We start from the raw sequence: 23,909 nt of genomic DNA on the forward strand, positions 1-23,909 counted from the left end.
CTCTCAGGCGGCGTAGCGGTTGGCGGGCCGGGGCAGGCCGAGGTGACCGCGCAGCGTGGTGGCGGTGTACTCGGTGCGGAACACGCCCCGCTCCTGGAGCAGCGGCACTACGTCGGACACGATCAGCGACAGGTCGTCGGGCAGCCTCTCGGGCCGCAACCGGACCCCGCGCACCCCTGCCGCGTGCCACTCGGCCACCAGGTCGGCGACCTCACCGGGAGCGGACCGGCCGGACACCACGTGGTCGACGAAGTGGTGCGGCGACCGCGCCGCCTCGTCGGGCGACGTGGTGAACACCAGGTCGACCCCACCGGCCTCGCCCGACGACGCCGCGACCAGCGGCTGCCCCTGCGGCGGCCGCGGCGTGATGGACGGCCCCTTCACGCTGAAGTACCGGCCCTCGAAGTCGATGTAGTGCAGCTTGTCGCGGTCGACGAACCGCCCGGTGGCGACGTCCCGGATCTCCGCGTCGTCCTCCCAGCTGTCCCACAGCCGGCGCAGCACCTCGACGTGGTCGCCGGCCTCGGCCACCAACCCGTCCCGGGTCTCCGCGGAGATCTCGCGCCGCCCGAAGAGCCTCGCCTCCGCGGGGTCCTCCGAGACGCGCACCCACACCCCCGCCCGCCCCTGGCTGACGTAGTCCAGCGTGGCGATGGCCTTGGACACGTGGAACGGCTCGGTGTGCGTGGCGACCACCGCGGGCACCAGGCCGATGCGCGAGGTCAGCGGCGCGACCCGGGACGCGACGAGCACCGGGTCCAGCGAGCCGTCCAGCGTCACCAGGTCCAGCAGGCCCCGTTCGGCCTCGCGCACCAGGTCCACCCAGTAGTCCGGGGTGACCCCGTCGCCCTCCAGGGCCACGGCCAAGTGCAGTTCGTTCCCCATCGCACCCCCTCCGTCCTCATCCCGGATTCTGCGCCGGGACCGGGAGGGCGCGGGGGCCTGATCACACCGTGGGACGTTTTCGGGGAACGGGAATAACCCAGCGCGGTTCCGGCGCGGCGTCGGTGAGCACGAGGTCGGCCAGCACCCGCCCCACGGCGGGCGTGAACTTGAACCCGTGGCCGGAGAACCCGGCGGCGACGACCAGCGGGCCGCGGCGGTCCAGCACGAAGTCGCCGGTGGGGGTGGAGGTGTAGGTGCAGTGGATCGGCTCGACCGCGTCGGCGTCCAGGCCGGGCAGCCAGTCGCGGACGTACCGGCGGAGGGCGGCGAGCCGGGTCGGTTCGGGCTGGAAGGAGCGCCGGTCGGGGTCGACGACCGGGCCGCCGCCGTGCAGGCCGACCTTCACGCCCTCACCCGGCGTGGCCAGCCCGTAGACCGTTCCCGTCCGGTGGTGGATGAACGAGGGCCACTCCCGGTCGGCCAGCGGCGCGAAGTGCGCGGGCTGCTCCTCGGTGACGGTCAGCGGTATCAGGTCCCCCAGCAGCTTGCGCGTCCAGGCACCCACCGCCACCACGGCCCGCCGGGCACGCAGGACCCCGCCCTCGGTGACCACCTCCACGCTGTTCCCCAGGGGCCGGACCTCCACCACGCGCGTCCGGTGCCTGACGACGGCCCCGTGGTGTTCGGCGGCACCCTGAAGCGCGGTCACGGCCCGGTCGGCGTGGATGCGCCCGGACTGCGGGTGGAAGAACACCGGCCCGTCGAACCGGAACCCCGGCCACCGCTCCCCCGCCTCACCGGCGGACAGCAGCCGACCGGGCGACCCGGCCGCCGCCAACACCTCGGGCAGGGCGCCGAACGCCCCGTGGTCGATACCCCCGGTCTCGGTCAGCACGTCACCCAGCTCGCGCCACAGCGCCGACGCCTCCAGCGCGAACCGGACGTAGAGCGGGTCGTCGTAGACCAGCCGGAAGATCCGCGAGGCGCCGTGCGAGGCCCCGAACACGTGCCCCGGCCCGAACCGCTCCACCAGCACCACCTCGGCCCCGCGCGCGGCCAGCTGCCACGCGGCGGCCGACCCCATCGCCCCGCCGCCGACCACCACCACGTCCAGCACCCGCCGCCCCCTCTCACCCGGTCGACCGCGCCACCAGCCCCGCCAACTGGTTGACCAGGAACTCCCGCAACCCCGTCGCGAACACCTCGGCCGCCCCCGGCGACCCCAGCTCCCGCATCACCCGGGCCACCGCCTCGGTCGGGTTGGCGTGCGGCCACAGCCCGGCCGTGATCACCAGCACGGCGTGCGCGAAGTGCCGCGCCCCGGCCTCCCCGACCCCCGGCACCCGCTCCCGCACCAACCCGGCCAACCGCCCCGAGTGCACCCCCGCCCGCGCCTTGAACCCCCGGGCCGACTCCACCGAGACGTTGCGCTCCAGCACCCCGGCCATCCCGCTGACCAGCTCGCACAGCAGCGGTCGCGCCACCAGCGAGGCCGCCACCACCGACGCCACCGCCACCGGGTCCCCGACCCCGTCGAGCCGTCCCTCCAGCTCGTCCAGCCAGGCGCCCCACTCCCCGTCCAGGACCTCCAGGAACACCGCCTCCCGGCTGTCGAAGTACCGCAGCACGTTCGACTTGGCCAGCCCCACGCAGTCGCTCAGCTCGCGCAGGCTGATCTCCGCCACCGGCCGCTCGCGCAGCAGCCGGCGCGCCGTGTCGAGGATCGCGCGCCGCCGCTGCGCCACCTGCTCCGGCCGCCGGGCCCGCTGGAACTCCACCCGACCAGGCTAACGACCCGCCCGGTGACCACCCGATGCGGCGACATCCGCTTGCCCCCGCCCCGCCCGGGGTAGACGGCACGGGTGCAGACGTTCCTGCCGTGCCCGACGTTCGGCCGAAGCGCGGCCGCCCTGGACACGCGGCGGCTGGGCAAGCAGCGCGTGGAGACGCTCCAGGTCCTCCGCGCCCTGGTCTGGCCCGAGTACGGCTGGAAGCGCCACCCGGCCGTGCTGATGTGGCGCGGCTTCACCCCCGCCCTGGTCGCCTACGGGGTCGCGGTGTGCGACGAGTGGCGGCGGCGCGGTCACCGAGACGGCGTGCGGGCCGTCCTGCTCGACTACACCGGCGGTTACGAGCCGACCTGGTCGTGGTGCCTGACCGAGGGGCTGCTGCCGCCGTGGCTGGGTGACGAGGAGCTGCACCGCAGCCACCAGTCGTCGCTGATCCGCAAGGACCCCGAGCACTACGGCCCGATGTTCCCCGGCGTGCCCGACGACCTGCCCTACGTGTGGCCCGGCGAGTGCTACCCGCGGGACGTGCCCGACACGCCCGGCCTGGTCGCCTGGTGGCTCGACCGGCCCCCGCTGCCCGACGAGCACCTGCCGCCCGCGCCGCCCCTGGACCACCGGCCCGGCCCGTCCGTCGCCCGCGAGCCCACGCGGGCCGACCTGGAGGCGATGCGGGCCGAGGCGGAGGACCCGCGCACCGTCCGCTTCTTCCGCCAGGGGCAGGTCCTACCCCTCCCGACCAGCCGTTTCACCCTCCAGGTCAACTCCTGAGAAAAAAGTTCGGCGCACGTGTCGATCCGGGCCGGTCCCCGTTCGTCGCTTCGGCAAGACCACCGAAGAGGGGACCGGACATGACCACCACCGAGACCACCGCCGACGCCCGCACCGCCAAGCTCAACGACGTCACCCTGGCCGCCTTCCGGGTCGTGGTGTCGTTCCTGTTCGGCGTCCACGGCCTGATGGGCCTGGGCTTCCTCGGCGGCATCGACGGCCAGGGCACCGCCGTCCCGTTCGGCTCGTGGCCGGGCTGGTACGGCAGCGTCATCGAGCTGGTCGGCGCCGTGCTGGTGCTGCTGGGCCTGGCCGCCCGCCCGGCCGCGTTCGTGCTGTCCGGCGTGATGGCCTACGCCTACTTCACCGTGCACCAGCCGGAAGGGCTGCTGCCGGTCCACAACGGCGGCGAGCTGGCGGCCGTGTACTCCTGGGTGTTCCTGCTGCTCGCCGTGTTCGGGCCGGGCGCCTTCACCCTCCAGCGCGCCTTCCGCCGCTAGACCCCCGCGGTTCCCCGGCGGCGCGCCTCCCCGCGAGGCGCGCCGCCGACGCGTGTTCGAAGCGGGAGGAGCCGGGCAACCCTGCGCCCATGGCCGAAACCGCTATCGAACACCCCGGGTTGACCGACGAGATGCACCCCGAGCCCGACCACGGCGAGCAGACCTACCGCGGCACGGGCCGGCTCGCCGGCAAGCGGGCCGTGATCACCGGCGGCGACTCCGGCATCGGCCGGGCCGTCGCCATCGCGTTCGCGCGCGAGGGCGCGGACGTGCTCATCTCCTACCTGCCCGACGAGGAGAAGGACGCCCGCGACACCGCGCGCCTGGTCGAGGAGGCCGGGCGCCGCGCCGTCACCGTGCCCGGCGACCTGGTCGAGCAGTCCCAGTGCGCGGCCGTGGTGGCGCGTGCCGTGGAGGAGTTCGGCGGCATCGACGTGCTGGTCAGCAACGCCGCCCACCAGATGGCCCAGGAGGACGGGCTCCTCGGGATCGGCGACGAGCAGTTCGACCGGGTGATGAAGACCAACGTCTACGCCCTGTTCTGGCTGTGCAAGGCGGCCGTGCCGCACATGGGCGAGGGCTCGGCGATCATCACCACGTCGTCCATCCAGGGCTTCCAGCCCTCGCCGCAGCTGCTCGACTACGCCACCAGCAAGGCCGCGATCGTCAACTTCACCAAGGGCCTCGCCCAGGACCTGGCCGGGCGCGGGATCAGGGTGAACTCGGTCGCGCCCGGTCCCGTGTGGACGCCGCTCATCCCCGCCACCATGCCGCCGGACGCGGTCGAGGGCTTCGGCGAGGACACCCCGCTGGGGCGCGCCGCGCAGCCCGCCGAGCTGGCCCCGCTGTACGTGTTCCTGGCGTCCGGGGAGTCCAGCTACCTCACCGGTGAGGTCGTCGGCGTGACGGGCGGCAAGCCGTTGACGTGATAACCGCAGGTCAGGGGCCCGTTAAAAGATCTTGGAAAAAATCTCGGTCCCGTGTCGATTTCCCGTTCCGCCCGTTCGTCGTGTGAGCAGGGACCAGGATGGACCGGCTTGGACGAACCGAACGGAGAAGATCGATGCGTTTCATGGTGATCGTGAAGGCGACCGCGGAGACCGAGGCCGGCGTGCAGCCGAGCGAAGAGGTGATCACGCAGATGCACGCCTTCAACGAGGAGCTGGTCAAGGCGGGCGTGATGCTCGCCGGCGAGGGCCTGCACCCCAGCTCCAAGGGCGCGCGCGTGTTCTTCTCCGGTGACGAGCGCACCGTGGTCGACGGCCCGTTCGCCGAGACCAAGGAGCTGATCGCGGGCTTCTGGCTGCTGGAGGTCAAGTCGCTGGAGGAGGCCGTCGAGTGGGTCAAGCGGGTGCCGAACCCGACCGGTGAGCAGTCCCAGATCGAGATCCGGCAGGTGTTCTCCTCGGAGGACTTCGAGAACGCGCCGCAGGAGATCATCGACCGGGAGAACGAGCTGCGCGCCCGGGCCGACGCCCGGGGCTGAACTTCCCCGTTTCCTTGCCGACGCGCGTCGGTAGCTGATCTGATCCCGGGTCGTGATGGCTACCGACGCGCGTCGCGCTGTTGAGGCGGTGTGGCGCATCGAGTCCGCCCGCCTGATCGCCGGTCTGGCCAGGATGGTCCGCGACGTGGGCCTGGCCGAGGAGCTGGCGCAGGACGCCCTGGTCAGCGCCCTGGAGCAGTGGCCGGAGGCGGGCGTCCCGCGCAACCCCGGCGCGTGGCTGATGACCGCGGCGAAGAACCGGGCCGTCGACCTCATCCGCCGCAGGCAGAACTACCAGCGCAAGCTGGAGCAGATCGGCCGCGACACCGAGCACGACCACGCCCCGGACGCGAGCACCGGCGTCGGCGACATCAACGACGACCTGCTGCGCCTGGTGTTCACCGCGTGCCACCCGGTGCTCTCCACCGAGGCCCAGGTGGCGCTGACCCTGCGCATGCTGGGCGGCCTGGCCACCGACGAGATCGCCCGCGCGTTCCTGGTGCCCGAGTCGACCGTGGCCCAGCGGATCGTGCGCGCCAAGAAGACCCTCGCCAAGGCGAACGTCCCGTTCGAGGTCCCCGCGGAGGACGAGCGCGACGCGCGCCTGGCCTCGGTGCTGGGCGTCATCTACCTGATCTTCAACGAGGGCTACTCGGCGACCGCCGGCGACGACTGGATGCGCCCCGGCCTGTGCGAGGACGCCCTCCGCCTGGCCCGCGTCCTGGCCGGCCTGATGCCGAGGGAACCCGAGGTCCACGGCCTGGTGGCCCTCCTGGAGATCCAGGCGTCACGCGCCAGGGCCCGCGTGGGCCCGAACGGCGAACCCGTGCTCCTGCTGGACCAGAACCGCGCCAGGTGGGACCAACTCCTCATCCGCCGCGGCCTGGAGGCGTTGGCGAAGGCGGAGTCCCTGGGCGGCGCGGCGGGCCCGTACGCGCTCCAGGCCGCCATCGCCGCGTGCCACGCGCGGGCGCGGACGGCGGAGGAGACGGACTGGACCCGGATCGCGGGCCTGTACGAGGCGCTGGCGCTGGTCACCCCGTCACCGGTGGTGGCGCTGAACCACGCGGTGGCGATCAGCATGGCGTTCGGCCCGGCGATCGGGCTGGAACTGGTGGACGAACTGCTGGAGGAGCCCGCGCTGAAGGGCTACCACCTGCTCCCCAGCGTCCGCGGCGACCTGCTGGTCAAGCTGGGCCGGAACGACGAGGCCCGGACGGAGTTCGAGCGCGCCGCCGGGCTGACGCGGAACGAGCGGGAGCGCAAGCTCCTGCTCGACCGCGCCGCCGCCTGCTGAAGCCGGGGTCACCCGGTCCGGCCGAAGTGGAACGGGCAGTGCGACCCGCCGGTCCCGATCGTGGTCACCCGCTCGAACCGGAACCCGTGCCGCCCGGGCTCGATCGCGTCGATCCAGCTCCGGTCGAACTCGCACATCACCGGCGCCAGCTCCGACGCGCCGTTGGCCATCAGCACGTCGTAGTAGAAGCAGCGGCGGACATCGGCTTCGAACCGGCTGTCGTCGTCCACCGGGTGCTCGAACGCGAACCCGGCCCCGAACGCGTCGACCTCCCGGGCCCGCACCAGCTCCACCATCGCCCGGTACGGATCGGGCGCCGCGTCGAGCATGGCGGCCGTGGCGGCTCGGACCGCGGGCGCCAGCGGTTCGACGAACGCCGCCCGCACGGCCTCCACGGCGCCCCCAGCCCCCAGTACCGGCGTCAAAACCTCATGCGCCGCAACCAGCAGCAGCGTCATCCGGAGGTTGTGCCGGGCGGGCTCGTCCACGACCAGGTGGCCGTTCCCGGCGATCAGCTCCTCGTGCCGCGCCCGCATGGCAGGCACGTCGTACGCGCTCAAGTGGTCGAAGAACCCCTCAACAACCGCAGCGGTGTCCGCCTCGGCATCGGGGACGTAAGCATCATTGAAGTGGTCGGTGGTCATTGTCGTCCTCTCGCGGTCATGCGAGTACGCCGGCGCACTCCACCGACCAACCGGCGCCGACGAACTCCAGTGTGTCCTGTCACGCCCACGCTACCGTGGGCGCCGGGGGGATCACATGAAGCTGGACCAACGCGACTTCGCGCGCTTCTGGGCCGCGGACACCGTGTCGCTGGCGGGCACGCACGTCACCACGCTGGCGCTCAAGGCCGTCGCCGTCCTCACCCTGGGCGCCTCCACCACCGTGGCCGGCCTCCTGGAATCGGCCCGCTGGCTGCCCTACCTGCTCCTCGGCCTGGTGGCCGGCGTCCTGGTGGACCGCCGCCGCCGACTGCCGCTGCTCATCGGCACCGACTTCGCCCGCGCCGCCGTGCTGGCCCTGGTCCCGCTGCTGGCTTTCACGGGTCTGCTGACCATCCCGCTGCTGGCCGCGATCGTGCTCGTCTTCGGCACCCTGTCCCTGTTCCACGACGCGGCCCACCAGTCGTTCCTCCCCCGCCTGGTGACCAGGCAACAGCTGACGGACGCCAACGCCCGCATGGAACAAACCCGCTCGGCAGCCCAGGGAGTGGGCCCGCTGGTCGGCGGCGCCCTGGTCAAGTTGATCGGCGGCCCCCTGGCGTTCCTGGTCGACGCCGTCTCCTACCTGATCTCCGGCCTGGTCCTGTCCGGGCTCCGCACCCCGGAACCCCCGCCCACCCCGGAAGAACGCCACCTGCGCACCGAGATCCGCGACGGCCTCCGCTGGGTCTACCACCACCCCGTGCTGCGCCCGATGGCCCTGGCCACGCACGCCTGGTTCTTCTTCTCCTCCATGGTCAGCGCCACCTACACCGTGCTCGTGCTGGACGAACTCCACTTCGACCCCTTCGAGTTCGGCGTGACGTTCGCGGTCGGCGGCGCGGGTGCCCTCCTGGGCGCCTCCCTGGCCGGTCGCGCGTGCCGCCGCTTCGGCGAGGGCCAGGTGATCCTGGTGGGCCGCTGGCTCACCCCGGCCGCCTACGCCCTGCTGCCGTTCGCCACCGCCACCACCAGCGGGTTCGCCTTGCTGTGCGCGGCGCAGTTCGCGTTCTACTTCGCGATCGGCCTGGAGAGCCCCGGTGAGATGGGCTACCGGCAGGCGGTCACCCCCGACCGGCTCCAGGGCCGCATGAACGGCACCATGAGGTCGATCAACCGAGCCGCCATCGTGTTCGGCGCACCGCTGGGCGGCGTCCTGGCCGACACGCTCGGCTTCACCACCGCCCTGTGGATCGCGATCGCGGGCCTGACCGTCCAGGCGGTCGGGATCACCTGCTCCTCCGTCCGCACGGCCCGGGTCTGACCCCTAGCAGTACGTCGCCGCCGGCAGGTCGCCCCGCGCGAACGCCCCCGGCGACACCCCCATCACCGCCCGGAACTCCGCGCTCAGGTGCGCCTGGTCGAAGTACCCCAGCTCCACCGCCACCCGCGCCCACCCACCACGCCGCCCCCGGGCCACCACCCGCCGCACGCGGTCCACGCGCGCGAAGCGCTTGGGGGACAACCCCACCGCCCTGGTGAACACCGCCCGCAACTGCCGCTCGCTCACGTTCAAAGCAACAGCCGTCTCGGCCACCCCGCGCGTGCGCAACAGCCCGGTCGCCGCGTGCACCAGGTCCGACCGCCCCGGGTCGATCGACGCCACCCGCCGCAGCAGGGCCGAGGTCAGCGCGGCCGGTTCCAGCGCGTCCGCACCCGACCACAGCTCACCCAGCGGCACCACGCGCCCGGCCAGCTCGTCCGCCGGCACGCCCAGCACGGCCTGCGCCCGCCCCGGCGCCAACCGCACCACGGTCCGCCGCGCGGGCGGCCCCGCGTGGTAGCGCGCCCGGTCCCGCGGCCCGATCACGAACGCGCCCTCGGACGCCGAGCACAGCACCAGCGTGGTGGCGGTGTCCGGCGCGTGCACGTGCGTGACCGCGTCGAGCCTCTGGTGGGCGATGGCGCTCACCCACGGTCGCAGCCGCTGGTCCACACCCGGGACAACCGCCGAAATCTCCAAGAACTTCCCACCACCCCGCGACGAAGCTGGCCCCATGATCGTCATCGCAGGTGCCACGGGCACCGTCGGCCGCGAAGCCACCCGCCTGCTCACCGACCGCGCCACCCCGTTCCGCGCCCTGTCCCGCACCCCCACCGCCGGCCGGACCCACGCCGACCCCGCCGACCCGGCCTCCCTGGGCCAAGCCCTCACCAGCGCCTCGGCCCTGCTGCTCATCGGCCCCGGCACCCCCGACCTCCCCGCCTACGACCAGGCGTTCCTCGCCGCCGCCGAACGAGCGGGCGTGACCCGCGTGGTGAAGCTGTCCTCGATCCCGGTCGGTCCGGTGGCGCGGTGGCACCGGGCGGGCGAGGAGGCGACGCGGACCTTCCCCGAGTGGACCCTGTTGCGCCCCAGCCTGTTCGCCTCCAACTCCCTCCAGTGGGCCCCGCTCGTCGCCGCCGGCGAACCGATCCCCAACCCCACCGGCGACGCCCGCCTGGGCGTGGTCGACCCGCGCGACCTGGCGGAGGTCGCCGTGGCCGCCCTGCTCGACGACCACCACGGCCGCACCTACACGCTCACCGGCCCGGAACTGCTGAGCGCGCCCGAGCAGGTGGCCGTGCTGGCGGAGGTCCTGGGCCGGCCGCTGACGACGGTGGACGCGCCACTGGCCGAGTACGCCGAAGTCCTCCGCGACGCGGCGATCCGGACCGACGACATTGCGTCGGTCCTGGGACGCCCGGCTCGCGACTACGCCACGTGGGCGCGCGAGTGCTACCCCCGCCCCTGACGCCCCACGGCCACCGACCAGCCCCAAACCGACCCCAACTACTCCTGATAGCTCAGCGAACCACCCCCGAACAGCTCAACCGGGGGCGGCCACCCACCGCCTTCCGGCCCTTCTTCGACCCCTCCCCCGCCGCTACGCTGCTGAATCGTGGCACCGGCACCGACCCGCGGAGCCGCGCGCCTGGTGCGCTGCGGCGCGGTCGGGGTGTCCACCGGCCTGCTGGCCGTGCTGGCCCACGCCACCGGCGGCGGCCACCTGCCGTCGCTGCCGCACCTGCTGGTGTTCGCGCTGGCCATCGGCTGGACGTGCCTGCCGCTGACCGACCGGCAGCTGGGCTTCGGCGAGCTGCTGGGCCTGGTCGGCGCGGTGCAGGTGGCCGCGCACGTGTTCCTGGTGCTGCTGTCCCGCCACCCGCGCGAGCTGGTGCCCGCGCCCGCGATGCTCACCGCCCACGCGCTGGCCACGCTGGTCGTGGTCGTCGCCCTGACCGGCTTCGAGCAGGCCGTGTTCCGGCTGGCCGCCGCGCTGGCGGCCGTGCTGCCGCGCCGCCTGGTCCCACCGCCCGCGGTGGCGCCGCTGCGCATCCCCATCGCCGCGCACCCGCCGCAGCCGCTGGCCGAGGTACTGCGCCGCCGCACGGTGCCCCGCCGCGGCCCGCCCGCCCACTCCTAGGTCACCCCTCCCCACACCACCGTCCCCCGGGACCGGTGGCGCCCGCCGTCCCCCCTCGCGGACCGGCGGCACCCACCCGTCCCCGGCACCGGTGGCACCTCCCCGTACCCAGGAGTCCCCCCATGACCGAGTCCTGGCGCAGCCTCGTGCGCCGCTTCCACTTCTACGCGGGCGTGCTCGTCGGCCCGTTCGTGCTCATCGCCGCCCTGACCGGCGTGCTCTACGCCGCGACGCCGCAACTGGAGTCGTGGCTGTACTCCGACCACCTGCGGGTGCCCGCGTCCGAGCAGACCGTGCCGCTGTCCGAGCAGGTCAAGGCCGCCGTCGCCACCCGCCCCGACGACCAGTGGGTCGCGGTCCGCCCCTCGCCCGGACCGGGCGAGACCACGCGCGTGCTGTTCGCCGGCGACGGCGACGCTCGGCCCACGGTGTTCGTCGACCCCGGCACCGGCGCCGTGGTCGGCACCCTGGACACCTACGGCACCAGCGGCGTGCTGCCGCTGCGCACCACCATCGACGAGATCCACCGCAACCTGCTGCTCGGCGAACCGGGCCGGCTCTACAGCGAGCTGGCCGCGTCCTGGCTGTGGGTCGTCGCCCTGGGCGGCGTGTTCCTGTGGTTCAGCCGCCGCCGCGCGCAGCGCGTCAAGACCACGACCAAGCGGCACGCCACGCTCGGCCTGTGGGTGCTGGCGGGCGCCCTGTTCCTGTCCGCGACCGGCCTGACCTGGTCCACCTACGCCGGCGAGAACGTCGCCGACCTGCGCGCGGCGCTGAACTGGAGCACCCCGGCGCTGGGCGGCAACGACGACCACGCCGGGCACGACATGAGCGACCCCATCCCGGTGTTCCCCGGCGAGGTCGACTCCGTGCTGGAGACCGCCCGCACCGAGGGCGGCATCGACGCGGCCAGGATCGAGATCACCGCGCCGCCGATGGCCGGGATGGCCTGGTACGTCACCGAGATCGAGCGCGGCTGGCCCACCCAGGTCGACGCGATCGCCATCAGCGGCGGCGAGGTCTCGGAGCAGGTGAGGTTCAGCGACTACCCGCTGGCCGCGAAGCTGGCCAGGTGGGGCATCGACGCGCACATGGGCGTCCTGTTCGGCTGGCCCAACCAGATCCTGCTGCTCGCCCTGGGCCTGGGCCTGGTGACGATGGTGGTGCTCGGCTACCGCATGTGGTGGCTGCGCAGGCCCACCCGCGGCTTCGGCAGGCCGGTCCCCCGCGGCCAGTGGCGCAAGGTCCCACGAGCACAACTGGTGGTGGTGCTGGTGGTGGCCGCGGCGGTCGGCTGGTTCATCCCGCTGTTCGGCCTGTCCCTGCTGGCGTTCCTGGCCGTGGACGCCTTCCTGGGCACCAGGCGCCAGGAACAACCCCAACCGGAGCCCGAGTCGGTGTGAATTTCCGAGCGACGGCCGGCCCGGCGGCGGGCTAGCGTGGGCGTCATGCGCTTCGGTTGACGCCCCCTACCGCCCCCGGCCCGGCCGCTCGCCCGCCTGGCGGTGACGTGGGCAGCCCTGGCCCACACCGTGCCCCTGTTCCCGCTCTACGCCCTGCTGTTCACCCACACCGGCCTGTCGGACGCCCAGGTCTCGACCCTGTTCGCGATCTGGTCGATCACGGCGGTCGTGGCCGAGGTGCCGCTGGGCGCCTTCGCCGACCGCTTCTCCCGCCGGTGGTCAGTGGTCGCGTCGGGGACCTGCCAGGCCGCCGGCTACGCCCTGTGGACGGCCCTGCCCGGCTTCCCCGGCTTCGCCGCGGGCTTCGTCCTCTGGGGCGTGGGCGGTGCCCTGTCCTCAGGCGCCCTGGAAGCCCTCCTCCACGACGCACTGGAGGCGGCAGGCGCAGCCCCCGCCTTCGCCCGGGTCCTGGGCCGGGTCAACGCGGTGAGCCTCCTCGGCCAGATCCCGGCAGCTTTGCTGGCCACCACCCTGTTCGCCGCCGGCGGCTTCCCCCTGGTCGGCTGGGTGAGCGTGGGGGCGTGCCTGGCCGCCGCCGCGGTAGCCGTCCTACTACCGGAAACCCCGCGCCCGGCCCCGGAGAGCTACCTGACCGTCCTGAGGACGGGCCTGACCGAGACGGCCCGAACCCCGGGCGTGGCCCCGACCGCGCTGCTGGTGGCAGCCCTGCTGGCGGTCGACGCCTTCGAGGAGTACTTCCCGCTCCTGGCCAGGGACTGGGGCGTGCCGGTGGTGTGGGCGCCACTGGCCACCCTGGCGATCCCCCTGGCCGGCGCGGCGGGCGCGGCCCTGGGCGGCACCGGACTCCCCCCGGGCCCGCTGCTGGCCGCCGCGGCGGTGCTCCTGGGCGTGGCGGGACTGGCGGGGCACCCGGCGGGCCTGGCGGCGGTGGCTGTTTTCTACGGCGTCTACCAGTTCGTGCTGGTGGGGGCGGAGGCGCGGTTGCAAGAGCGGATCACCGGTGACGCGCGGGCGACCGTGACCTCGGTGGCGGGGTTGGGCAGCGAGGTGCTGTCCCTGGCCGTGTACGCCGCCTGGGCGGTGGGCGGCGTGCCCGCGGTGGCGGCGGGGGTGCTGCTCCTGGCCGGCTGCCTGACCCGCCTGCGACGCCCGGCGGAGCACAGCCAGGCGTGAGGGACCGCTGGTACCGTCGGCCCGCGTCTCAAGTAATTGCACGTAAGATGAGACCGCGGATCGGCCGTGGTGGAGCGAGGCTGCGCGTGGGTGCTGGTCAGCGGGGCACGTGGCGGGCCGAGCGGCGCGTGCTCGTGGTCGTACGCAACTTCACCACCCTGGACCGCCTCCTGTCCGTGCTCGACGTCCTCGAACTCGACGGTTTCACCGAGGTCGAGTTCACCGTCGACGCCGGCTCCGCCTTCGCCCACGGCATCGCCGACCACGTGCGGCGACTCGGAGGGACCGTTCTCCCGTGGTCGGAAGCGCGCGCCGTGCGATGGGACCTGGTGCTGGCCGCCCACGTGACCCCGGAGCTGGCCGAACTGGCGGGCCCGCTGCTCACCGTGCCGCACGGTGCCGGCTACCGGCGCGTCCCGCCGTCCACCTCCGGTGGTGAGACATCGCCCGCCGGGCTCACCCGCGCAGAGCTGCTGCACGAGGGCCGCCCCGTCCCCGCGCGGATCGGCCTGTCCCACCAGGAGCAGCTGGCCCACCTGCCGGCGGAGGTGCGCGACCGCGCCGTGGTGATCGGCGACCCCGTCATGGACCGGTTGCGCGCGAGCCACGACCTGCGCCACCGCTACCGCGGGCTGCTGGGCGTCGAGCCGCACCAGCGACTGGTCGTGATCAACTCCACCTGGGGCGAGCACTCGACCCTGGGTGTCGCACCGGACCTGCCGCACCGCCTGCTCGCCCAACTGCCCGCCGACGCCTACCGCGTGGCCCTGGTCCAGCACTGGAACATCCGGCAGGCGCACAGCGGGTTCGAGGTCGACCGCGTCCTGCGCGGCGCGCTGGAGTGCGGGCTGATCGCCGTGCCCCCGGAGCGGGGCTGGCACGCCGCCCTCATGGCGGCGGACCTCGTCGTCGGCGACCACGGCTCGGTCACGTTGTACGCCGCCGCGCTGGGCAAGCCGGTGCTGCTGACCTCGGACGGCGGCCCGGAGGTCGACCCGACCTCCGCCGACGCGCGGCTGTGGGCGGCGAGCGAGCGCGTATCCGTCGGGGGCGACCTCAGGAGCCAGGTCGACACGGCGCTGCTCCGGCACGACCCGCGCCGGCTGCGCGAGTTCACCGACCGCGTCCTGGGCGTCCCCGGCCAGTCGGCGCGCCTCCTCAACGACGTGGTCCGCGAGCTGGTGGACCTGCCGCCCGCGCCCCCGCCGCGACTGCCCCCGCTCCCCGAACCGGCCCGGGTCGAGACACCGACCGCCGGCAGCCACTGGTGCGTCGCGAAGATCGGGCCGGGCACCGGGGCGCGGGTGGAGCTGGAGCGGTTCCCCGCCGTGGCGGGCCAGTCGCCGCCGACGGCGGGCGACCCGTTCCTGGTGGTCGACACCCAGCGGGAGGTCGACGAGGTGCGCCGGTCCAACGCGGAAGTCCTCGTCAGCTCCGAGCGGTGGTCGGAGCAGCACGCCCGCGCGTGGCTGCCCGACGTCCTCGACCGGTACCCCGGCGCCGCGCTCGCCGCGGCCCGCCTCGACGCGGGGTGCGTGCTGCGGTTCCGCGACCAGGCGGTGCACGCGCTCGACCACGACGACCCCGCCGTCGCGGCCGCCGCCCTCTACGCCCTGAGGGTCGCCGGGCACGACGCCGCCCGGTTCGACGTGACCTTCGCCAGGGTGGTCGTCAAGGTGGGCACGCTGTCGCGGAACCCCGTGCTGCCCCGTTTCTGACGGCCGCTCACCCCCTCGGTCCACCGGCTCTCCGCGACCAGGTCTCGGCGAGCGGGTCACCGGTCCGGCGCGCCGAGTCGACGCCCAGTTCGCGAAGTTCGCCCCAGTCGTGGTCGAACGCCTCCAGCGCCTCGCAGAGGCGCCACACCTCGTCGTGCAGGCCCGAGACGTGCGCCAGCCGCACCGCCGACCTCAGGTTGTCCCGCTCCGCCGCGAACCAGGCCGCATCGGCGGCCTCCGCACCGAGCAGGTACCACCGGACGATCCGGTGCTCGACCCCGGCACGCGCGAAGGCGGTGTCCTCGCGCACCGCCCGACCGCGGGCGTGCAGCCGGACCAGGGGGTTGAAGCGGAAGCGACCGAACGCGCACTCCTCCAGCAGGTTGGCCTGGCACAGCTGCTCGACCGAGTCCTCCGGCCGCTCGTCGGCGGTCGCCGCGACGACGACGCCGTAGCCGAACTCCGGACCGGGGTGCAGACCCAGCGCGCGGTAGGCGAGCCGACCGGGTTCGGGCAGGCTCGCATAGGCCGCGTCGAAAACGTGCCCCACCCGGCGGTCCTCCACCGAAAGCCGGTCCACGCGCGTCCGCTCGTCGGCGAGGTGGCCCACGAGGTCGGCCACCGCCCAGCGGGGGTGCGTCGACAGCCGGGCCGCGGCCACCCGCAGCGCCATCGGCAATCCCCCGCACAACCGCACCAGATCGCGCACCGCGGCCGGGTCCGACTCCACCCGGCCGTCCGGCACCGCGCTCACGAAGAGCTCCGCGCCCGGCCCCGGTGGCAGCGGACGCAGCTCAACCCCCCGGGCGCCGTCCGCGACCAGCCCGCCGAGCCGGAACCTGCTGGCCACCAGCACCACGCTGCCCGGTGACGCGGGCACGAGGACGCGCACCTGCGCGGGCGCGTCGACCCCGTCGAGCAGCACGAGCGTGCTCGCCCGCGAGGTCAGGCCGCGGAACAGCGCCGCCCGTCCCGGCAGGTCCGGCGGCACGTCCCGGGCGCCAAGCGCGCGCAGGAACGAGGCGAGCACGTCCGCGACCACGACGCCTCCCTCGCTCCGGTAGTCGTCGAGGTCCGCGTGCAGCAGGCCACCGGGGAACCGCCCCGCGTTGCGGCGGCACCAGTCCAGCGCGAAGGCCGTCTTGCCGACCCCCGCCATGCCGGTGAGCACGGCGATCACCGGCACCGGACCGGGAGCGGTGATCAGGTCGAGCTGGTCGGACTCCTCCGTCCGGTCCACGAAGGCGTGCGTCAGCAGGGGTAACTGCCAGGGCGTCGCGGCCGGCGGCGCCGCCTCGCCGAGGTACACCCCGTAGACGTCACGTGCCTGGACGACGCCTCCCACGACCTGCCCGGACACGTCGTTCGACCGGGATTCCCACCCGATCTCGCGGCCCGTGCCGCCGCCCGTCGTCCCCGAGGTCATCCGTGTCCCTGTCGCGCCGGCTGTGCCACGGACGCTACAAGGCATTCGGGGTGTTGGACCTTCAGGTCACCTCGAAAACCACGTTCCCGACCGCCCGGGAACCCGGTCCGGGAGCGCACCCGACCGGAACCGACCGGGGCAGCCGCTTCACCAGCGTGAACATCGTTGACGCCTGTGGTCTGGACCACTAAGACTCGAACTCATGCGCTGGAAATCCCTGCTCCTCGCAACCACCCTCCTCACCTCCCTGAGCACCACGACCGCCACCGCCGCCCCCGCCACCTTCGCCCACCCGGGCGTCCTGGTGGGCAAGTCCCAGCTGGACTTCGTCCGCGACAAGGTCAACACCAACCAGCAACCCTGGCGAGCCGCCTACGACCAGATGCTGGCCCACCCCTTCGCCTCCCTCACCCGCACCCCCAAACCACGCGCCGTGGTGGAGTGCGGGTCCTACTCCAACCCCAACTACGGCTGCACGGACGAGCGCGAGGACGCCCTGGCCGCCTACACGCTCTCGCTCGCCTGGTACATCACCCGGGACGACCGCTACGCCACCAAGGCGATCGAGATCATGGACGCCTGGTCGGCCACCATCCGCGACCACACCAACAGCAACGCGCCCCTCCAGACCGCGTGGGCCGGGTCGACGTGGCCGCGCGCCGCCGAGATCATCAAGCACGTGCGCGGGAACTGGCCGAACTCCGGGCGGTTCGCCACCATGCTCCGCGACGTCTACCTGCCCGAGGTCATCAACGGCCGCACCAGCTCCAACGGCAACTGGGAGCTGTCCATGACGGAGGCTTCCCTGGGCATCTCCGTCTTCCTGGAGGACCGCGCCTCCTACGACAAGGCCGTGTCGATCTTCCGCAACCGCATCGCCGCCTACGTCTACCTCACCACCGACGGCGACCTGCCGCGCACCGTCCCGGGCAGCGGGCTCGACACGCGCGAGGAGATCATCTCCTACTGGCAGGGCCAGAGCACCTTCGTCAACGGCCTGACCCAGGAGACCTGCCGCGACTTCACGCACACCGGCTACGGCCTGGCCGCCGCCTCCCACGTCGCGGAGACCGCCCGGCTCCAGGGCCAGGACCTGTGGGGCGAGGTGCGCGAACGCCTGCGCCACGCCTACGGCCTGCACGCCAAGTACCAGCTCGGCGTCGAACCGGTGCCGTCCTGGCTGTGCGGCGGGACCTACAAGCAGGCGCTCGGGCCGACCACCGAGGTCGCGTTCAACGCGCTCGCCAACCGCCTGGGCATCGCCATGACCAACACCCAGCGCCTGACCGAGCGGCAGCGACCGGCGGGCACCGACAAGCTGTTCATCGCCTGGGAGACCCTGACCCACGCGTCCAACCCCAACTAGCCCACCGCGTCCTCCGCCGAACACCCGAGATCGGCGGAGGACGCGACCCCGAAACGCGCGATCATCCCCGGATGGCGGACTTCCCGTGGCAGGACGGCCGTGACACGCGCGAGCGGGTCCTCGAAGACGCCCTGTCGAAAGCCCTGGAACAGGAGCAGGTCCGCACCGCCCTCGCCGACCTGACCGCACCCGACGTGCGCCGGGCCGTGGCGGAGGTCGAGCGCTCGGTCTTCGCGCCGGTCCGCGACCTGGAGCACGAGTACACCCGCTTGGCGATCCTTGTCCGGTCCTACCGCGAACCCGACCTATTCTCCAGGGCGGTTCTCCCCTTCGGCGCCCAGCTGGTGACCCTGGTGCTCGTCCCGGCCGTCTGCGCGGCCGTCTCGGCGAACGCCCTGCTCACGGAGTTCGGCCTCGGCTACTACCTGGGCTGGTGGTTCACCGGCCTGTTCGCCGCCGCGCTGATCCCGGGAGCCCTGGGGATGCGCGCCTGGCGCGCGGGCCGCCCGAGGCACCTGTGGCCCTTCGGCACCGTCGTCTGGCTCGCCGTCATGCTCGGCCGGTGGGCGCTGCCCGAGGAAGACTGGCAGGTCAGTCTCGTCGCGGCGGGCGTCGTATCCGTCATACTGGTGATGGTGATCTTGGCGACGCTGCCCAAGGCCACCCCGCCACCCAGGTCGACCGTGCCCGCGGAAGCGCTGGCGGCCTTCAACACGTGGTCCGAGGCGGTCCTCCAGGAGGGCGTCCTGCCCATCCTCTACACCTGGATCAACGAGGCGACGATCGCCGAGCACCCGACCCTGCTCGCCCTGCGCGAGGCACCCGCCCTCGTGCGCGCCGACCACGTCCGGATGCACGTCCCGACGCCCGCGAGCGAGGAACTGGTCCGCCTGGTCGCCGGTTCCGAGGGCGGCAGCTTCGCCGTCGCGGGCCCGCGCGGCGCGGGCAAGACGCACCTGCTGCGGGCGTTCTGCGGCGGCCGCTACCGCGACCAGACCAGCGCACCCGACCTGGCCGTCCTGGTGTCGGCACCGGTCGAGTACGTGCCGCACGAGTTCGTGCTCCACCTGTTCGCCGAGACCTGCGAGGCCGCCATCGCCCACACCACCGGGCACCGCACCAAGCGCCGGCCCGGCCCGCTGGCCTCGGCCGCCCACGAGAACCTGGTCCTGCTCAACTACGTGCGCTCCTACAACCGCGAGGTCGGCGGCAAGGGTGGCTTCAAGGGCTTCGAGCTGAACGGCAAGCGGGCCGTCACGCTGGCCGGGCGCGCGTTGACCTACCCGGAGCTGGTGAAGCGGTTCCGCCAGTTCCTCGCCCTGGCCGCGGCCGAGCTGCCCGGCCGGGTGATCGTGGCGATCGACGAGCTGGACCGCATCGGCGCCGGCGAGCCCGCGCGGCGCTTCCTCAACGAGGTCAAGGCCGTCTTCGACGTCCCGGGCTGCCACTACCTGGTGTCGGTCTCCACCGAGGCCCAGTACGACTTCGAGCTGTCCGGCATCGGCCTGCGCAGCGTCTTCGACAGCTCGTTCGACGAGGTCGTCCGGGTCGACTACCTGGACCACAGGTACGCGGGCGCGCTGCTGCGCCGGTACGTGCTCGGCCTGTCCGCGCCGTTCCACGCCCTGGCCTACGCGATGTCCGGCGGCCTGGCCCGGCAGCTCGTGCGCACCGCCCGCGCGATCGTGGAGCTGGGCCGGGAACGACGCGCCCGCCCGCTCTCCGAGGTCGCCGGCACGCTCGTCCGCGCCGAGCTGCTGCGCACGTGCCGGGCGACCGCGGACGCGCTGACCGCCGTGGACGACCTGGACGGCGTGACCGCCCTGCTCCGCGTCCTGGACGAGCAGCCCTACGACCTGTACGCCTACGCCCAGCAGGTGATCAAGTCCTACGACGGCCGATCCGAGCGCGTCGGCCGGCTGCGCGACGCCGTGGGCGCGCGGGTGGTGTTCCTGGCGACCGTCCTGGCGCTGTTCACCGACGACGTCACCGAGGAGCGCCTGGCAGCGGTCGACCTCGACCAGCTCGCCCGCGCCCGCCGGTACGCGGGCACGAACCCCGCCGCGGGCCTCGACCTCCTCGAAGACCTCCGCCAACGCCTCTAGACCAGCCCCTGCACCTCCGCGTACCCCGGCACGTCATCTGGCACGTCCCCGCCGTCCCGCACCGCCAACGCCGCCCGCACGGCCGCCCCCAGCGCCGCCCGGAACGGCAGCGACCCGGTGCTGACCCGCCGCACCCCCAGCTCCCGCAGCCGCTCGACCGGCAACTGCGCCAGCAGGTTCACCGGCACCGGCAGGGCCGCCACCAGCCGAGCCACCTCCCGCTCGTCCGACACCCCGGGCACGAACACCCCGTCCGCCCCCGCGTCCACGTACCGCCGAGCCCGCTCAAGCGTGCTCCCCGTCTCCACCCCCAACCAGTGCGCGTCCACCCGCGCGTTGACGAACAACCCGGGCGCGGCCTCCTTGAACGCCCGCACCACCGCCGCGTGCGAGACCGGGTCCGCCAACCCGTCACCACGCCCGTCCTCCACGTTCACCCCGGCCACCCCCAGCTCGTGCAGCTCGGCGGCCAACTCCCCGCCGCCGGCCCCGGCCTCGACGTCCACGGTCACCGGCACGGGCAGCCGCACCAGCCGACGCGCCAACGCCAGGGTCTCCGCCCGCGCCACCCCCGCCCCGTCGCGCAGCCCGTGCCCCGCCGCCACGCCCAGGCTCGTCGTGCCCACGGCCGCGAACCCGGCCCGCACGAACGCCGCCGCCGACGCGAAGTCCCAGGCGTTGGGCAGCACCAGGAAGTCCTCGTGCAGCCGGTGGAACAGCCGCGCGCCCTCGGCCAGCGCCAGCGCGTGCTCCCGCGCCGGGCACGCGTGCCGCCCGGCCCCGAACCAGGCCGCGCCCAGGTCCACCTCGACCGGCTCGCCGCCGGGCGCGACCCGCCGCGTCACCGGCACCGGCGGCGACGCGCCCGCGACGAGCGCCCGGGTCGCGCCGCACGCCTGCACGAGCAGCCCGACCCGGTTGGCCGTCGCCTCGTCCCACACCCCGCCGAACGCGTCGACCAGCCGCGCCACCGCCTCGTCGGCCCCCGGCACCACCGGCACGTGCGGCTGGTAGCACCGCGCGACCAGCGCCACGTCCCCCGCCACCGCGCGCGGCACGCCCAGCGCCCCGGCCAGCACCGCCACCGGGTCGCCCGGCCGCCGCAGGGCCGCGGGGTCCACCCCGGCCAGCACCCGCTCGACCAGCCCGCGCCGCCGCGCGTGGTCCGCGCCCTCGCTGAACCGCGCCACCCCGGCCCGCAGCCAGGCCACCCCCGAGGAAGCCGGCGGCACCGACGGCACCGCGTACGCCTCGTCCAGCAGCACCCCGTGATCCATGCCGGCCACCGTAGGACCGGAACAGTTCGGTGCGCGCCGAAGCGTGCCCACCGGACAATGACCCCCGTGGCAGCCGATGAACTAGCGGCCCTGGCCGCCCTGCTGGCCGACCGCACCCGCGCGCGGTTCCTGCTCGCGCTGATCGACGGCCGCGCGTGGACCTCGGGCGAGCTGGCCGCCGCGGCGAACGTCGCGCCGTCCACCGCGAGCGAGCACCTGACCCGCCTGGTCGACGGCGGCCTGCTGGTGGAGCGCAGGCAGGGCCGCCACCGGTACGTCCAGCTCGCGGGCCCCGACCAGGCCCGGCTGCTGGAGGACCTGCTGGCCCACCTGGGACCGGCCGGGCCCGCGCCGACGCTGCGGGCGTCGACCGCCGACCGGGCCCTGCGCCGCGGCCGGACGTGCTACGACCACCTGGCCGGGCACCTGGGCGTGGCCATCACCGACGCCATGACCGGGCGCGGGCTGCTCACCGACCAGTGCGCGGTGACCGACGCCGGGCTGGCCTGGCTGGGCGAGCTGGGGTTCCGCCCCACCCGGCGCCCGCTCGCCCGCGCCTGCCTGGACTGGACCGAGCGCCGCACCCACCTCGCCGGCGCGGCGGGCGCCCACGTGCACGCTCACCTGCGGGAACGCGGCTGGGTGCGCGGCGTCGGCACGGGCCGCGCCGTCCGGCTCACGCCGAGCGGCGAGGCGGGGCTGCGCGACCTGCTCGGCCTCTCGCTTCGAAGCCCCTAGCGGCCCAGCCACTTCGGCAGCCACGACGAGTTGCCCGCCGGCAGCACGTCGACCACCAGGCACGTGATGTTGTCCGGCCCACCGCGCGCGTTGGCCGCCGCGATGAGCGCCCGCACGGTCTGCTCCCCGTCCGGGTCCGCGCTCAGCAGCGACGCGATCTCGGCCGCCGTGACCACGTCGGACAGCCCGTCCGAGCAGATCAGGTACCGGTCGCCCGCCCGGACCTCCTGGAAGAACAGGTCCGGGTCGTGCGCGCTGCCCGCCTGGAGCGCGCGCATGAGCATCGACCGGCCGGGGTGCTCGTCGGCCTGCTCGGCGGACATGCGGCCGTCGTCGACCAGGGCCTGCACCATGGTGTGGTCGCGGGTGACCTGGCTCAGCTCGCCGTCGCGGACCAGGTAGCAGCGGGAGTCCCCGATGTGCCCGACGGCGAACCGCTCGCCGTCCCACACCAGCGCGGTGAGCGTGGTGCCCATGCCGCGCATGTCGAAGTTCTCCTCGGCCAGGTCGGTCAGCCGGATGGCGATCCGCCGCGCCGCCTCGGCCAGCTCGCCGAGGGGGTCGTCGGCCTCCACGTCCAGCTCGGCCAGCACCCCCACCGCGATCGAGCTGGCCACCTCGCCGTACGCGTGACCGCCCATGCCGTCGGCCACGGCGAACAGGCGCTCGCTGCAGTACACCGAGTCCTCGTTCGCTTCACGGCGCAGGCCGGGGTCGGTTCCGACGGCGTACCGGAGCGCATACATGCCGGATAGTGAATCACCCGCACGGGTGCCCGTGAGCAGGGCATCTCCAAAAAGGTCACCGGGGACGGCCGTAGAACTCGCTCAGGACGAGCATGGCGGCCCCCGCGGCGACCACGTCATCACCCAGCGGGGTGATCGACACGTCCACCGGCAGCCACTCGTCCTTGGGCAGCCGCGCGCGCACCCCGTCCAGGTAGGCGGCGGGTTCGGCGAGCACCGCGCGGCCCGCGAGCACCACGTGGTCGATGTCGAGCAGCTGCACCAGGTCGGCCACGGCGACGCCCACCACCGAGGTGGCCTCCACCAGGTCGCCGCGGGCGGCGGCGAGGTTGTGCAGCGCCTCCACGCACCCGGTGCGCCCGCACACGCACGTCGGCCCGTCGAGCTGGAGGGTGGTGTGCCCGTACTCGCCCGCGTTGGTCCGCGCGCCCCGGTGCACGCGCCCGTCGAGCAGCATGCCGATGCCCAGGCCCGTGCCGACGAGCACCAGCACGGCGTCGCGCAGCTCCTCGCCGCGCCGCCACGCCTCGGCGACCATCGCGGTGTTGGTGTCCTTGTCGAGCACGACCGGCAGGCCCAGCCGCTCCTCGGCCCACGAGCGCAGCGGCACGTCGTGCCAGCCGGTCAGGCCGTTCGGGTCGTGCACCACGCCGGTGCGGTGGTCGAGCGGCCCGACGAACCCGATGCCCACGCCGATCAGCCGGTCGCTGCGCAGGCGGTCGACCAGGCGGGTCAGCTCGGCCACGAACGCGGGCGGGTCGAAGCCGCGGGGCAGCGGGGCGACCGCGCGGTCGAGCACGGTGCCCGCGAGGTCGGTGAGCACCACGCGCAGCTCGTCCCGCTCGACCTGGGCCCCGAGCGCCAGCCTGCTGTCGGCGACCAGCTTGAGCAGGGTGCGCGGCTTGCCGACGCCCACGTTGCGCGTCCCGGACTCCACCAGCAGGCCGTCGGCGATGAGCCTGCCGACCACCTTGGACACCGCCTGCGGGGTCAGCCCGCTGCGCTCGGCCAGCTCGACCCTCGTCACCGCGCCGGATCGGGCCAGGCCGAGCACCACCGCGTCGTTGTACCCCCGCAGGAAGCGCAAGTTGGCCACGGGATC

General features: G+C 74.0%; 24 protein-coding genes. 14 read left to right on the forward strand and 10 right to left on the reverse strand.

Annotated features, from left to right (window positions below; all coding sequences use genetic code 11):
* Positions 1-3: 3 nt before the first annotated feature.
* The 3 genes from EKG83_RS41575 to EKG83_RS41585 all read right to left on the reverse strand — a co-directional run bounded on the left by EKG83_RS41575 (position 4) and on the right by EKG83_RS41585 (position 2,663).
* The gene (locus tag EKG83_RS41575; protein ID WP_033432849.1) at positions 4-885 is read right to left on the reverse strand and encodes an LLM class flavin-dependent oxidoreductase; all 882 of its coding nucleotides are present in this window, start codon (positions 883-885) and stop codon (positions 4-6) included.
* 61 nt (positions 886-946) lie between these two features.
* Positions 947-2,002: an FAD-dependent oxidoreductase gene (locus EKG83_RS41580; RefSeq protein WP_033432850.1), complete on the reverse strand. Its 1,056-nt coding sequence runs from the start codon at positions 2,000-2,002 to the stop codon at positions 947-949.
* A 13-nt stretch (positions 2,003-2,015) separates the two neighbouring features.
* A complete protein-coding gene (locus EKG83_RS41585; protein WP_033432851.1) occupies positions 2,016-2,663 on the reverse strand; it encodes a TetR/AcrR family transcriptional regulator in 648 nt (215 codons plus the stop codon).
* A gap of 84 nt (positions 2,664-2,747) precedes the next feature.
* Between EKG83_RS41585 and EKG83_RS49475 the strand changes: the two genes are divergently transcribed.
* The 5 genes from EKG83_RS49475 to EKG83_RS41610 all read left to right on the forward strand — a co-directional run bounded on the left by EKG83_RS49475 (position 2,748) and on the right by EKG83_RS41610 (position 6,726).
* Entirely contained in the window at positions 2,748-3,443 is a 696-nt protein-coding gene (locus EKG83_RS49475) for an MSMEG_6728 family protein (RefSeq protein ID WP_063741387.1), read from the forward strand.
* A gap of 80 nt (positions 3,444-3,523) precedes the next feature.
* Positions 3,524-3,943, forward strand: coding sequence for a DoxX family protein (locus EKG83_RS41595; protein WP_033432852.1), 420 nt, complete (start codon positions 3,524-3,526; stop codon positions 3,941-3,943).
* An 89-nt stretch (positions 3,944-4,032) separates the two neighbouring features.
* On the forward strand, positions 4,033-4,872 hold the full coding sequence (locus tag EKG83_RS41600; protein WP_033432853.1) for an SDR family oxidoreductase: 840 nt from the start codon (positions 4,033-4,035) through the stop codon (positions 4,870-4,872).
* Positions 4,873-5,006: 134 nt separating this feature from the next.
* Positions 5,007-5,429, forward strand: coding sequence for a YciI family protein (locus EKG83_RS41605; RefSeq protein ID WP_033432854.1), 423 nt, complete (start codon positions 5,007-5,009; stop codon positions 5,427-5,429).
* 55 nt (positions 5,430-5,484) lie between these two features.
* Positions 5,485-6,726, forward strand: coding sequence for an RNA polymerase sigma factor (locus EKG83_RS41610; protein ID WP_033432855.1), 1,242 nt, complete (start codon positions 5,485-5,487; stop codon positions 6,724-6,726).
* 8 nt (positions 6,727-6,734) lie between these two features.
* Here EKG83_RS41610 and EKG83_RS41615 read toward each other — a convergent pair whose 3' ends face one another.
* Positions 6,735-7,370 (reverse strand): L-2-amino-thiazoline-4-carboxylic acid hydrolase, encoded by a 636-nt coding sequence (locus EKG83_RS41615; protein WP_033432856.1) that lies wholly within the window; start codon positions 7,368-7,370, stop codon positions 6,735-6,737.
* A gap of 115 nt (positions 7,371-7,485) precedes the next feature.
* Between EKG83_RS41615 and EKG83_RS41620 the strand changes: the two genes are divergently transcribed.
* Positions 7,486-8,691, forward strand: coding sequence for an MFS transporter (locus EKG83_RS41620; protein ID WP_033432857.1), 1,206 nt, complete (start codon positions 7,486-7,488; stop codon positions 8,689-8,691).
* Between the two features lie 3 nt (positions 8,692-8,694).
* Here EKG83_RS41620 and EKG83_RS41625 read toward each other — a convergent pair whose 3' ends face one another.
* Positions 8,695-9,339 (reverse strand): helix-turn-helix domain-containing protein, encoded by a 645-nt coding sequence (locus EKG83_RS41625; RefSeq protein WP_051766338.1) that lies wholly within the window; start codon positions 9,337-9,339, stop codon positions 8,695-8,697.
* An 85-nt stretch (positions 9,340-9,424) separates the two neighbouring features.
* Here EKG83_RS41625 and EKG83_RS41630 point away from each other — a divergent pair, with 85 nt between their 5' ends.
* The 5 genes from EKG83_RS41630 (at position 9,425) to EKG83_RS41650 (ending at position 15,149) form a co-directional block, all read left to right on the forward strand.
* Positions 9,425-10,162, forward strand: a complete 738-nt coding sequence (locus EKG83_RS41630) for an NAD(P)H-binding protein (RefSeq protein WP_033432858.1) — start codon at positions 9,425-9,427, stop codon at positions 10,160-10,162.
* Between the two features lie 147 nt (positions 10,163-10,309).
* Positions 10,310-10,834 (forward strand): hypothetical protein, encoded by a 525-nt coding sequence (locus tag EKG83_RS41635; RefSeq protein ID WP_153278761.1) that lies wholly within the window; start codon positions 10,310-10,312, stop codon positions 10,832-10,834.
* A 122-nt stretch (positions 10,835-10,956) separates the two neighbouring features.
* Entirely contained in the window at positions 10,957-12,237 is a 1,281-nt protein-coding gene (locus tag EKG83_RS41640) for a PepSY-associated TM helix domain-containing protein (RefSeq protein WP_033432897.1), read from the forward strand.
* Between the two features lie 102 nt (positions 12,238-12,339).
* Positions 12,340-13,431: an MFS transporter gene (locus EKG83_RS41645; protein WP_033432859.1), complete on the forward strand. Its 1,092-nt coding sequence runs from the start codon at positions 12,340-12,342 to the stop codon at positions 13,429-13,431.
* Positions 13,432-13,517: 86 nt separating this feature from the next.
* Entirely contained in the window at positions 13,518-15,149 is a 1,632-nt protein-coding gene (locus tag EKG83_RS41650; RefSeq protein WP_153278762.1) for a hypothetical protein, read from the forward strand.
* Positions 15,150-15,156: 7 nt separating this feature from the next.
* On the opposite strand, the gene EKG83_RS41655 is transcribed toward EKG83_RS41650, so the two are convergent.
* Entirely contained in the window at positions 15,157-16,575 is a 1,419-nt protein-coding gene (locus EKG83_RS41655) for an NB-ARC domain-containing protein (protein WP_051766332.1), read from the reverse strand.
* A gap of 202 nt (positions 16,576-16,777) precedes the next feature.
* Here EKG83_RS41655 and EKG83_RS41660 point away from each other — a divergent pair, with 202 nt between their 5' ends.
* Entirely contained in the window at positions 16,778-17,941 is a 1,164-nt protein-coding gene (locus tag EKG83_RS41660) for an alginate lyase family protein (RefSeq protein ID WP_033432861.1), read from the forward strand.
* On the opposite strand, the gene EKG83_RS41665 is transcribed toward EKG83_RS41660, so the two are convergent.
* Complete coding sequence (locus EKG83_RS41665; protein ID WP_153278763.1) at positions 17,938-18,198, reverse strand: hypothetical protein; 261 nt, start codon at positions 18,196-18,198, stop codon at positions 17,938-17,940. The genes EKG83_RS41660 and EKG83_RS41665 overlap by 4 nt on opposite strands.
* Before the next feature lie 96 nt (positions 18,199-18,294).
* On the opposite strand from EKG83_RS41665, the gene EKG83_RS41670 reads away from it, so the two are divergent.
* A complete protein-coding gene (locus tag EKG83_RS41670; RefSeq protein WP_228122400.1) occupies positions 18,295-20,046 on the forward strand; it encodes a hypothetical protein in 1,752 nt (583 codons plus the stop codon).
* Here the strand turns inward: EKG83_RS41670 and EKG83_RS49335 are convergent.
* On the reverse strand, positions 20,043-21,323 hold the full coding sequence (locus EKG83_RS49335; protein ID WP_033432900.1) for an isocitrate lyase/PEP mutase family protein: 1,281 nt from the start codon (positions 21,321-21,323) through the stop codon (positions 20,043-20,045). The genes EKG83_RS41670 and EKG83_RS49335 overlap by 4 nt on opposite strands.
* 57 nt (positions 21,324-21,380) lie before the next feature.
* On the opposite strand from EKG83_RS49335, the gene EKG83_RS41680 reads away from it, so the two are divergent.
* Complete coding sequence (locus EKG83_RS41680) at positions 21,381-22,061, forward strand: ArsR/SmtB family transcription factor (protein WP_033432863.1); 681 nt, start codon at positions 21,381-21,383, stop codon at positions 22,059-22,061.
* Here the strand turns inward: EKG83_RS41680 and EKG83_RS41685 are convergent.
* On the reverse strand, positions 22,058-22,807 hold the full coding sequence (locus tag EKG83_RS41685) for a PP2C family protein-serine/threonine phosphatase (protein ID WP_051766333.1): 750 nt from the start codon (positions 22,805-22,807) through the stop codon (positions 22,058-22,060). The two genes, EKG83_RS41680 and EKG83_RS41685, sit on opposite strands and share 4 nt — an antisense overlap.
* Positions 22,808-22,862: 55 nt before the next feature.
* On the reverse strand, positions 22,863-23,903 hold the full coding sequence (locus EKG83_RS41690; RefSeq protein WP_033432864.1) for an ROK family transcriptional regulator: 1,041 nt from the start codon (positions 23,901-23,903) through the stop codon (positions 22,863-22,865).
* Between the last annotated feature and the right edge of the window lie 6 nt (positions 23,904-23,909).

Source organism: Saccharothrix syringae (assembly GCF_009498035.1).
Classification (GTDB): Bacteria; Actinomycetota; Actinomycetes; order Mycobacteriales; family Pseudonocardiaceae; genus Actinosynnema; species Actinosynnema syringae.

Excerpts from the sequence above, each read along its gene's own strand:
- EKG83_RS41575 (WP_033432849.1), bottom strand. The coding sequence starts at position 885 with ATGGGGAACGAACTGCACTTGGCCGTGGCCCTGGAGGGCGACGGGGTC.
- EKG83_RS41595 (WP_033432852.1), top strand. The coding sequence starts at position 3,524 with ATGACCACCACCGAGACCACCGCCGACGCCCGCACCGCCAAGCTCAAC.
- EKG83_RS41600 (WP_033432853.1), top strand. The coding sequence starts at position 4,033 with ATGGCCGAAACCGCTATCGAACACCCCGGGTTGACCGACGAGATGCAC.
- EKG83_RS41605 (WP_033432854.1), top strand. The coding sequence starts at position 5,007 with ATGCGTTTCATGGTGATCGTGAAGGCGACCGCGGAGACCGAGGCCGGC.
- EKG83_RS41610 (WP_033432855.1), top strand. The coding sequence starts at position 5,485 with ATGGCTACCGACGCGCGTCGCGCTGTTGAGGCGGTGTGGCGCATCGAG.
- EKG83_RS41615 (WP_033432856.1), bottom strand. The coding sequence starts at position 7,370 with ATGACCACCGACCACTTCAATGATGCTTACGTCCCCGATGCCGAGGCG.
- EKG83_RS41620 (WP_033432857.1), top strand. The coding sequence starts at position 7,486 with ATGAAGCTGGACCAACGCGACTTCGCGCGCTTCTGGGCCGCGGACACC.
- EKG83_RS41630 (WP_033432858.1), top strand. The coding sequence starts at position 9,425 with ATGATCGTCATCGCAGGTGCCACGGGCACCGTCGGCCGCGAAGCCACC.
- EKG83_RS41640 (WP_033432897.1), top strand. The coding sequence starts at position 10,957 with ATGACCGAGTCCTGGCGCAGCCTCGTGCGCCGCTTCCACTTCTACGCG.
- EKG83_RS41655 (WP_051766332.1), bottom strand. The coding sequence starts at position 16,575 with ATGACCTCGGGGACGACGGGCGGCGGCACGGGCCGCGAGATCGGGTGG.
- EKG83_RS41660 (WP_033432861.1), top strand. The coding sequence starts at position 16,778 with ATGCGCTGGAAATCCCTGCTCCTCGCAACCACCCTCCTCACCTCCCTG.
- EKG83_RS49335 (WP_033432900.1), bottom strand. The coding sequence starts at position 21,323 with ATGGATCACGGGGTGCTGCTGGACGAGGCGTACGCGGTGCCGTCGGTG.
- EKG83_RS41680 (WP_033432863.1), top strand. The coding sequence starts at position 21,381 with ATGACCCCCGTGGCAGCCGATGAACTAGCGGCCCTGGCCGCCCTGCTG.
- EKG83_RS41685 (WP_051766333.1), bottom strand. The coding sequence starts at position 22,807 with ATGTATGCGCTCCGGTACGCCGTCGGAACCGACCCCGGCCTGCGCCGT.